The sequence below is a fragment of the Pseudomonas sp. SDO5591_S426 genome, assembly GCF_054070755.1.
In genome coordinates this window covers 1-9,568 of record NZ_JBSVXD010000203.1, presented here as the reverse complement: position 1 = coordinate 9,568, position 9,568 = coordinate 1, and the positions used below count along the sequence as shown (strand labels likewise).

At 60.1% G+C, this 9,568-nt stretch carries 9 protein-coding genes; 2 read left to right on the top strand and 7 right to left on the bottom strand.

Annotated features, from left to right (window positions below; all coding sequences use genetic code 11):
• Window positions 1–42 precede the first annotated feature (42 nt).
• The gene (locus tag ACW9JC_RS25925) at window positions 43–720 is read right to left on the bottom strand and encodes a type 1 glutamine amidotransferase domain-containing protein (protein ID WP_457458544.1); all 678 of its coding nucleotides are present in this window, start codon (window positions 718–720) and stop codon (window positions 43–45) included.
• 331 nt (window positions 721–1,051) lie between these two features.
• Between ACW9JC_RS25925 and ACW9JC_RS25920 the strand changes: the two genes are divergently transcribed.
• Window positions 1,052–1,570, top strand: a complete 519-nt coding sequence (locus ACW9JC_RS25920; RefSeq protein ID WP_457458542.1) for an Hcp family type VI secretion system effector — start codon at window positions 1,052–1,054, stop codon at window positions 1,568–1,570.
• A gap of 334 nt (window positions 1,571–1,904) precedes the next feature.
• Here the strand turns inward: ACW9JC_RS25920 and ACW9JC_RS25915 are convergent, their stop codons facing one another.
• The 6 genes from ACW9JC_RS25915 to ACW9JC_RS25890 form a co-directional block, all read right to left on the bottom strand.
• Window positions 1,905–2,489 (bottom strand): hypothetical protein, encoded by a 585-nt coding sequence (locus ACW9JC_RS25915; RefSeq protein ID WP_457458540.1) that lies wholly within the window; start codon window positions 2,487–2,489, stop codon window positions 1,905–1,907.
• Window positions 2,490–2,574: 85 nt separating this feature from the next.
• Window positions 2,575–2,760 (bottom strand): hypothetical protein, encoded by a 186-nt coding sequence (locus ACW9JC_RS25910; protein WP_457458539.1) that lies wholly within the window; start codon window positions 2,758–2,760, stop codon window positions 2,575–2,577.
• 11 nt (window positions 2,761–2,771) lie between these two features.
• Window positions 2,772–3,014 (bottom strand): hypothetical protein, encoded by a 243-nt coding sequence (locus ACW9JC_RS25905; RefSeq protein ID WP_457458537.1) that lies wholly within the window; start codon window positions 3,012–3,014, stop codon window positions 2,772–2,774.
• A gap of 62 nt (window positions 3,015–3,076) precedes the next feature.
• A complete protein-coding gene (locus ACW9JC_RS25900) occupies window positions 3,077–4,150 on the bottom strand; it encodes a lipocalin-like domain-containing protein (RefSeq protein ID WP_457458535.1) in 1,074 nt (357 codons plus the stop codon).
• Entirely contained in the window at window positions 4,140–6,611 is a 2,472-nt protein-coding gene (locus ACW9JC_RS25895) for an FtsX-like permease family protein (protein WP_457458533.1), read from the bottom strand. Before ACW9JC_RS25895 ends, ACW9JC_RS25900 begins: the two co-directional genes overlap by 11 nt.
• 1 nt (window position 6,612) lies before the next feature.
• The gene (locus ACW9JC_RS25890) at window positions 6,613–7,281 is read right to left on the bottom strand and encodes an ABC transporter ATP-binding protein (protein WP_448108408.1); all 669 of its coding nucleotides are present in this window, start codon (window positions 7,279–7,281) and stop codon (window positions 6,613–6,615) included.
• Between the two features lie 137 nt (window positions 7,282–7,418).
• On the opposite strand from ACW9JC_RS25890, the gene ACW9JC_RS25885 reads away from it, so the two are divergent.
• Window positions 7,419–9,392: an alkyl/aryl-sulfatase gene (locus tag ACW9JC_RS25885; RefSeq protein WP_457458530.1), complete on the top strand. Its 1,974-nt coding sequence runs from the start codon at window positions 7,419–7,421 to the stop codon at window positions 9,390–9,392.
• The last annotated feature ends 176 nt before the right edge of the window (window positions 9,393–9,568 follow it).

The following is a 9,568-nucleotide window of genomic DNA, read 5'->3' as shown; positions in this document are numbered from 1 at the left end:
TTTTCCTGTAGGAGCTGCCGCAGGCTGCGATCTTTTGATCTTCTATTTCAGCTTCGCCAACAGCGCTTCCGCCGTCGCCTGCGACGACGCGGGATTCTGCCCGGTCAGCAACAGGCCATCAGTGAGCACATAGCTCGCCCAGTCAGGCCCCTTGGAAAAAATCCCGCCCTTGGCCTTGAGTTCGTCCTCGACCAGAAACGGCACGACATCGGTCAGTTGCACGGCGTCTTCCTCACTGTTGGTGAACCCCGTGACCTTCTTGCCCTTGACCAATGGCTGGCCATCCGCGCCTTTGGCATGACGAAGCACACCCGGTGCATGGCAAACCGTCGCAACGGGTTTTCCGGCGTTGTAGAACGCTTCGATCAGGGCAATCGAATGCTTGTCTTCGGCCAGGTCCCACAGCGGGCCATGGCCGCCCGGGTAGAAGATCGCATCGTAATCGCCGGCGCTCACTGAATTAAGTACGACGGTCGAGGCCAGTGCCGACTGCGCCGCAGAATCCTTGCGGAAACGCTCGGTGGCTTCGGTTTGCGCGTCGGGCTCGTCGCTTTTCGGGTCCAGCGGCGGTTGCCCGCCCTTGGGAGAGGCCAGGGTCAATTGCGCGCCGGCATCCGTGAAGGCGTAATACGGTGCGGCGAACTCTTCCAGCCAGAATCCGGTTTTCTTGCCGGTGTTACCCAATTGATCGTGGGACGTTAAAACCATCAGGATTTTCATGTCGTCTTCACTCCGTCTCGGGACTGCGGTGGTGGCGTATGGCCGTGATGCGCAGGAAAGCTGCGTTTTTTCCTCTCACAGGAACATGGCACGGAGGGAATCGTTCAGCCTGCAAGGCTCTTCGACACGTTGCGCCAAAAGCAGTCCTCTGTCGCGCAACTTTCTGCGCAAATATTGAGGGTTTTTCGCTACAGAACGTTCAGTAAATCAACTCAACCACCCGGTTTACATGGCTTTCAGATTTATGGCACGGACCTTGTTAACCGTCAGGCCCCCATCGGGCGATTGTGCCTGTCGGGAGTCTGACTTAACTCTAGCAAGGAGAGCATCCATGGCCACACCCGCGTACATGTCCGTGACTGGCGAGAAACAGGGCTTGATCACTGCCGGTGCATTCACCGCCACTTCTGTTGGCAATACTTATCAGGAAGGCCACGAAGATCAGGTAATGGTCCAGGGTTTCAGCCACGAACTGAGCATTCCGCGTGACCCTCAGTCGGGCCAGCCGACCGGCCAGCGCGTTCACAAACCCGTCGTAATCACCAAGGTATTCGACAAGGCTTCTCCACTGTTGCTGGCAGCGCTGACTTCCGGCGAGAAGCTGACAAAAATCGAAATCCAATGGTTTCGTACCTCGGCGCAAGGCATTCAAGAGCACTACTATTCCACTGTTTTGGAAGACGCGATCATCGTCGATATCAAAGACTACATGCACAACTGCCAGGACCCTGCCAACTCACACTTCACTCATCTGCAAGATGTACACTTTTCCTATCGCAAGATAACCTGGACGCACGAAGCATCCGGCACTTCAGGATCGGATGACTGGCGCAAGCTGAAAACCGAATAAATTGCGCGCATAAAAAAGGCGACTTAACTGTCGCCTTTTTTTCATCTGAAATTTGATACTGCACTCAAACAAAGGTGTTCGCCCAGTGCAATGGCCTCGGCAATCCATGCACTGGTAAAGAGCCGTGACACTGGGCGAACGGGGCACATTTTAATTGAAGTCGATGAATATGTCCGCGATTAAAAAATGAAATTTTCCGATACATATTCCATTAAATGCCGACTCCAATATTACTTGGGCAGACGACTAAAAACTCACCAGCTCGACCATAAACAAGGCTGATTGTTCTTATACAAAAAATTGTACAAGAACAATCTTAAAGTAGAGCTAACACTCAACTTCCGCGTTTGCTGGTCACGGTCAGGATGTCGGTGTAAGTCACATACACGCTTTGCCCAACTTTCAGATCCTTCAGTTTTGCTTGAACTTCCGGTCTTTCGACATCGACTGTTTTCGACTGGCCTTTAGGGTTCTCGAAGGTCACACGGTTGTTCTTCACATCAATGCCGGTGATCTTCAACTGAACCTGAACCTGACGGTAGGCTTCGCCACCAGGATTGGCGCTACCCGGCGCGGCGCGGACTTCGCCGGTGCGCTCGGTACTTCCTGGCAGGCCCTTGTCGACATCAGTGTCAAGGTAAGCCGCAACGGCGCGAGTCACCTTGACGTCGACCTGATCGCCGACTTTCAGGTTGTCGAGGTTCTTGGCTTTGTCGGTCAGTTGCACATGCACCTGGCGACCTTCCGGCCCTTCAAGGACCACTTGATGGCTGGCGGCATCGACAGAAACGACCTTGGTGGTGACTTGATCCGCTTCCACGACGGCAGACAGCGGAATATCCGCGGCAACGGCGCTCAGGCTGGCGGCAGACAGCAAGGTGGCAAGGGTGATGGCTTTGGTCAGTGCGTGGCGTTTCATAGGCAGAACATTCCCTGTGGTCTATTGGCGACAAACGGCGCTGAAACCCGGTTCAACGCCGCGTGGGAATGAGCATAGACGCTGTTTAGAGAGTTCGACGCTCAACTGCAGTCTTCGCCGTTTCCTGCGCAGTCGATTCTCCGCTGGCCGTAGCCTTGCCGCTTTCCTTGCGCCGGGCCGGGTCGGTTGGGCGCAGGGCATCGTTGTCGCGCTCGGTTTCTCCAGGTGGACGTGGCTCGTCGGGGTTTTCTGATTCCAGTGTCGGCTTCATGGTCAATTACCTCAAGCTTCGGGATCGTCGACTTCACGGGCAACGTTGATGGCCGGTGAGTCTTTGTGGGATTGCTCCGCCTTGGCCCGCAAGTCTTGCCACTGTTGGAGATCAATGGCGCCCTGCCCCAGCAGGTCGTCGGCCAGGCGCAGCAATGCGATGTAATGGGCGTCGGGGGACTGTTGCCAGTAGCCTTGGTCTTCAAACAGGCGCTGCCATGCGTCAAGGTCGGGCGGTGTGAGGTCTTCGCGCATGGCAGTCTCCGGTCAATGGCCTTCTTGATTTAGGAGGCCCGCGTGCTACCGAGAGTTCCGACTCAATACCCGGTCATTTCCAGATACCCCTGCCCGCCATGACTGCCGCTCAAGCGCAACGGCCCTTCCCAGTAAGGAATGCGCAAATCCATCCAGGCATCGGGATTGAGGGCGCTGATGACAATGTCTAGATTCTTGCCGGGAATCTTGATTGACCAATGCACCGGCATCTTGCGCCCTGCCACGGTAGCGGTGTCCTGCGGCGTGAGGCGGATGTCACCGGCCTGCAACAATTGTGTTTGGCCTTGGGCATCGATCCAGGTGCCGGTCAGATAGGGCTCGCCGTCCTTTTGCCGCATGCGATAGAGCATCACCTGTTCGCCACTGTCCAGGTGCAGGGAAAACCAGTCCCAACCGGTCTGGTTGACAGTCAGGGGCTGGCTGCTCCATTCGCGGTCGAGCCACGCGGGGCCTTTGACCTGATAACGCTTACCGTCGATTTCCAGGGTGCCGCTGGCCTGGAAAAACGGCTGGCTGTAGTAGTACGAGGCCTGGCCCTGTTCAGATTTCTGACTGAAACCCTTGTCACCTTGCAGCACCAGCGGACGGGTTGAGGTCAGCCGCAATTGGTAACTGAACAATTTGTCACGGGCGCTGAGTTGCAGGTCGGCCAGCGGATTCTCAGCAGACACCTGACTGCTGAATCGCCAGTCATCAATCCATGCGTTGAACGGCGCCAGGCTGACTCCGGCCTGACCGATGCCGCCCCGGGCATAGCGTTCGGCCGCGCGATGCGCCGTCGCCGAGGTCACCGCCGCATGCCCGAGCCAGATTGTCTGGTTTTCCCAACCAGCCACCTCGGGCGTGGCTTTCAAGGCGCTGCGAAACAGCGTCCACTGCGCACCGAATTCCTGGCCGTGTTCGTCCTTGAGATTGGCGGTGACGTACCACCATTCAATACGAAAACCGTCGTGGGGGCCGTGATCCGCCGGAAAGCTGAACTCCCGACCGGGAACGACCGGCGTGAAGGCCGTCGCTTGGTTGCCCAGCCCCGCGAAGCCTTTTTCCGCTGGCGCCGGTTGATCGCAGCCGCCCAACGCCAGCACCAACAGCCACACGGCGAACTTAATCCTCATGGGCAAACGTCCTCAGCAAGTCCGCCGGTTGCGTGCGATACAACGAATACAACGGCCATGCCGAAGCCAGCAACGTCGCCACCAGCGCCAACCCCATCAACTGCAATAGTTGCAACGGAAACACCCGCAGCGGCAGGCGCCAGCCGAACGCCTGGACGTTGATCACCGTGTCCAGGCACCAGGCCAATGCAATGCCCAGCGGCAACGCCAGCACCAGTGTCAGCACCGCCAGCAGCCAGGTTTGCCCGAGGTTGAGCAGCATCAATTGCCGTCGTGTCACGCCCAGCGCCCACAGCGGCGCCAGTTGCCCGAGGCGACTCTGGCTCTGGGTCAGCAGGCTGATAAACAACGCCACGCCGGCCACGCACAAGGTCAGGCTGTTGAGCGCGGCGGTGGCGGCGAAGGTGCGTTCGAACACTTGCGTGGACCATTCTTTGAGCCGCGCCTGATCGACGATTCGGCTGTCCTCCAGGGCGAAACGCTCTTGCAGCGCCTTCACGAACGGCGCAATCGACGCCGGTTCAATGCGCAGGTTGAAGCGATTCGGCGTCAACTGCGGCCAACCGCGTAGCAGGTGATGGACATTGACCAGCAGGTGACCCTTCGGATTGCCGTAGTCGGCGTAGATCCCGACGATGCGCGGCGACCATGGACCATTGGGCGTAGCGATCGGCAGGTGATCACCCAACTGCACTTTCAAGCGTCGCGCCAATTGCTCGCTGAGCATCACGGCATCGTCCGTGGCCAGGTGATCCCAAGGTTTGTCACCCAAGGCTTCCAGCAGCGGCCAGTGCTGGCGATAGGTCGGGTGATCGATCACGCCGAAGACATCCGCCGGCCAGCCTTGCAGCTGGATCGACACCTGCCAGTTGGGCAGCACCGCCGTGGGCTGCGGCTGTTGTTCGAGCCAGGTGTGCAGCTCCCGGGCCTGGGCCGGGTTTTGCGGGTTGAGGTAAAGCTCGGCGGTCAGCCGTTGTTCGAGCCAGTCGCTGAACGTCTGGCGAAAACCGGCGGTCATGCTGCCGGCGCCGATGTTGGCCGCCAGCGCCAACAGCAGCGCCATCAGCGCCAGGCTCAGGGCCGGCAATTGCTGGCGACAATCGGCAAGAAACCACTGGCCGAGTACCGAGCGATTGCGTTGCAGCAGCAGGTTGAGCAGCGCATCAAGCACCACGGGCAGCGCCAGCGCCGCACCGACCAACAGCGTCGCCATCAAGACAAATCCGCTGATCAGGCTGTCGCCAAACACCAATGCCAGCCCCGCCATTACCAAGGCCAGCGCCGCCACCCAACCCTGACGCCGCAACCATCGCGCATGCGCCTGGTGCCAGGCCTGCGGGTCGGCCAGCGCCAGCAACGGCAAGCGCGACGCCCGCCACAAACTGTTGCCACCGGCGAGCAAGGCGCCCAGCAGGCTCAAGCCAATTCCGCTGAGCCACCACAGCGGACTGAGGCTCAACTGCCCCGCCACTTCGGCGCCGTACAAACCGCGCAGGCTGGCGGCGACATCCGGCAGCAACACGCCGGCCAGCAGATAGCCGCTGACGACTCCAGCCACGCCGCCGATCAAGGCCAACCCGCCCAGTTCGACCGCGAGGCAGGCAATCAACATCCGCGCGCTGACGCCGCAAGCGCGCATTGTCCGCAGCAAACCTCGACGCTGCTCCAGCGCCAGCCCGATCGCGGCATGCACGATGAACAGCCCGACCACGAACGACAGAAAACCCAGCGCATTGAGGTTCAGATGAAAGCTCTCGGTCAGGCGCACCAGATTGTTTTCTTCAGCGCTGCTTTTGAATTGCAGTTGTCCCTTGAACGGCTCGGGCAATGTCGCGATGAAATCCTTGGGCAGCAGCAGGCGCGAGAGCTGATCGGGCAAACCGAGAATCTGCTGGGCAAAACCGATGTCCACCAGCAACACGCCGGGGGCCATATCGGTTTGTACATGCAGGGGCGGCAACGATGCACCGCTGACGCTCAAAGGCCGGTCGCCTTCGCGCAAACCCAACGCCTGCAAGGTCGACGGCGAAATCCAGGTACTGCCGGGCGGGCTAAAAAACTCGACGACTTGCTCGATCGCCAGTGCCTGCCCTGCTACCTCGTTACCGGCCGGCAGTGACACCGGCTCGATGCCCATTAGTTGCAGCCGCTGGTCCTCATGACCCTTGAGCGTCACCCGCCCTTGCAGCACCGGCGACACCGGCCAACCGGCGCGACGCAGGTCGATAAACCATTGCTGAGGGAACGTCCCGCCAGCGGTTGCGCTGAGGCTGGCCTGGGGTTCGCCGCCGATCAATTGACTGGCGCGGGCGTAGCTTTCTCGCGCCTGGCTGTTCAACGCCTGCACACCGGTCAGCAGGCTGGTGGCCAGCCACAACCCGGTCAGCACACTGAAAAACTGCACCGGGTGTTGCCGCCAGTGACTGAGCAGCGCCCGCAGGGTTTCGCGAAAAATGCGCATGTCAGCGCTCGTCCACAGCGGCCAGACGCCCACCGTGCAGCACCACTTTTTCCGCCAGTCGCGCGGCGACGCCAGGGCTGTGGGTAACCATCAACAAAGTCGTGGCACTGTCATCGAGCAGCTCCAGCAATAACCTCAATACCTCGTCGCTGGTGGTTTCATCCAGGCTGCCGGTGGGTTCGTCGGCCAGTAGCAGTTTCGGTTGCGAGGCCAGGGCTCGACCCAATGCGACCCGTTGCTGCTGACCGCCAGAGAGTTGCTCCGGATAGCGCTTGAGCAACTCGCCCAGCCCCAACCGCTGCACCAGATGCGCCTGCCAGCGCGGATCATGGCGCCCGGCGAGCCGCGCCTGAAACGCGAGGTTGTCCTCCACCCGCAAACTGCCGATCAGGTTGAACTGCTGGAACACCAGGCCGATCTCGGTGCGTCGCCAGTTCGCCAGTTGCCCTTCGTTCATCTGCTCCAGTCGATGCTCACCGCTGCGGATACTGCCGCGATCAACCTTGTCCAGCCCGGCGATCAGGTGCAGCAAGGTGCTTTTGCCGCTGCCCGACTCGCCCATCAACGCCAGGCTGCTGCCGGGTTTCAAACTCAGGTCGACGCCTTGCAGCACCGGCAACGGCCCCTGCGGCGTGGCGTAGCTTTTGAACACACCCTGGACTTCAAGCATGAAAGAACCCGTTCGATGAGCGTGGGCCAAGAATAGCGGCCCTGAATGGTTTTTGTCCGTTGACGATGATCGCCGCGGCCCGGTGGCGCCTTACCCTCGAGGCTGGTCTAACCATAACGATAAAAAACGGAGACTCCATGCCTCGTTTCGCTTTGCACCCTCGTGGCCTGCTGGCCTGCCTGATCACCGCGTGCCTGACGCAATCGGTGGTCGCCGCCGATGCACCGGTCGCCGCCAGCGCGCAGACTGCCGCCATCAATACCGCAGTGCTGCAACAACTGCCCTTCAGTGATCGCACCGATTTCGAGTCGGTCAGCAAAGGCTTGATCGCGCCATTCAAGGGCCAGATCAAGGATGCCGCCGGCAAGGTCATCTGGGATCTGCCGGCCTATGACTTCCTCGCCAAGGACCAGGCCCCGGACTCGGTCAACCCGAGCCTGTGGCGCCTGGCCCAGCTCAGTGCCCATGCCGGGTTGTTCGAAGTCAGTCCAAGGCTGTATCAGGTACGCGGCCTCGATCTGGCCAACATGACCATCATCGAAGGTGACGACGGGCTGATTATCATCGACCCGCTGACCATGTCCGAAACCGCCAAAGCGGCGCTGGAGCTGTACTACCAGAATCGCCCGCGCAAACCGGTGGTGGCGGTGATCTACAGCCACACCCACGTCGATCATTTCGGCGGCGTGCGCGGGGTGATCGACGAGGCTGACGTCAAGTCCGGCAAGGTCAAGGTGTTCGCCCCCGTGGGTTTCATGGAACACGTGATGAGCGAAAACGTGTTCGCCGGCAACGCCATGAGCCGCCGTGCGCAATACCAGTTCGGCAGCCTGCTGCCCCGTGGCGAACATGGTCAGGTCGATGCAGGCCTGGGCAAGAGCTCGCCGAGCGGCGGCACCATCACCCTGATTGCGCCGACCGACCTGATCGACAAGGAACTGGAGACCCGCACCATCGCCGGCCTCGACGTAGAGTTCCAGCTCACGCCGGGCACTGAAGCGCCAGCAGAAATGAACCTCTACCTGCCGCAACTGCGGGCGCTGTGCATGGCGGAAAACGCCACGCAAATGATGCACAACATTCTCACCCCGCGCGGTGCGCAAGTGCGTGATGCCAAAGCCTGGGCGCAATACCTCGACAGCAGCCTGGCGCGTTACGGCGACAAGAGCGACGTGCTGTTCGCCCAGCACAACTGGCCGACCTGGGGCGGCGAGCGCATCCGCACATTCCTCGCCGATCAGCGCGATATGTACGCCTTCCTCAACGACCGCACCCTGCATTTGCTGAACCAGGGCATGACGCCGCTGGAAGTCGCCGATGCGATCAAGAAACTGCCGGGCACGCTGGACCAGAAGTGGTACACCCGCGGTTACTACGGTTCCCTGAGTTTCAACGTGCGCGCGGTGTATCAGCGTTACCTGGGTTTCTATGACGGCAACCCTGCCAATCTCAATCCGTTGCCACCGGTGGAAACCGCCAAACGCAGTGTCGAGGCCATGGGCGGCGGCGCCGCGGTGCTGGAGAAAATGCGCGCGGCGATGGCCAAGGGTGATTACCGCTGGGCCGCACAGCTGGGCAATCAGTTGCTGTTCAGCGATCCGAACAACGGCGACGCGCGCAAGGCACAGGCCGAGACGCTGGAGCAACTGGGTTATCAAAGCGAAAACGCCACCTGGCGCAACATGTACCTGACCGGCGCCATGGAACTGCGCAACGGCGTTCCGCCGCATGGCGGCACCTCGGTATCGGCGGACATGGTACGAGCGATGAGCCCGGAAATGTTCTTCGACTTCCTGGCGATTCGCCTGGACAGCGACAAAGCCGTGGGCCATGACATGACCCTGAACTGGACCTTCGAAGACTCGAACAAGGACTTCACCCTGACCCTGCGCAATGGCGTGCTGACCCACCGCGCCGGGCTCAATCCGCAGGCGGATGCCGGGGTGAGCATGAGCAAGGCAACCCTGGAGCAGATCAGCCTCAAGCAACTGGACTTCCCGACGGCGATCCAGAAAGGTTTGGTCAAGCTGCAAGGCAATGGCAAGAAGCTCGGTGAGTTGATGAGCAGCCTGGATACCTTTGCGCCGCAGTTCAATATCGTTACGCCTTAAGCCAGATCAAAAGATCGTCCGAACGCGGCCCGAGCCTGCGGCAGCTCCTACATTGGAATGCGTTTCCCTGTAGGAGCTGTCGAGTGTAACGAGGCTGCGATCTTTTGATTTTGTTATTTACAAGCAAGATCAAAAGATCGCAGCCTTCGGCAGCTCCTACATTGGGCGTGATACAG

Coding starts and splice junctions, on each gene's coding strand:
- ACW9JC_RS25925 (WP_457458544.1), bottom strand. CDS start 720: ATGAAAATCCTGATGGTTTTAACGTCCCACGATCAATTGGGTAACACC.
- ACW9JC_RS25920 (WP_457458542.1), top strand. CDS start 1,052: ATGGCCACACCCGCGTACATGTCCGTGACTGGCGAGAAACAGGGCTTG.
- ACW9JC_RS25915 (WP_457458540.1), bottom strand. CDS start 2,489: ATGAAACGCCACGCACTGACCAAAGCCATCACCCTTGCCACCTTGCTG.
- ACW9JC_RS25910 (WP_457458539.1), bottom strand. CDS start 2,760: ATGAAGCCGACACTGGAATCAGAAAACCCCGACGAGCCACGTCCACCT.
- ACW9JC_RS25905 (WP_457458537.1), bottom strand. CDS start 3,014: ATGCGCGAAGACCTCACACCGCCCGACCTTGACGCATGGCAGCGCCTG.
- ACW9JC_RS25900 (WP_457458535.1), bottom strand. CDS start 4,150: ATGAGGATTAAGTTCGCCGTGTGGCTGTTGGTGCTGGCGTTGGGCGGC.
- ACW9JC_RS25895 (WP_457458533.1), bottom strand. CDS start 6,611: ATGCGCATTTTTCGCGAAACCCTGCGGGCGCTGCTCAGTCACTGGCGG.
- ACW9JC_RS25890 (WP_448108408.1), bottom strand. CDS start 7,281: ATGCTTGAAGTCCAGGGTGTGTTCAAAAGCTACGCCACGCCGCAGGGG.
- ACW9JC_RS25885 (WP_457458530.1), top strand. CDS start 7,419: ATGCCTCGTTTCGCTTTGCACCCTCGTGGCCTGCTGGCCTGCCTGATC.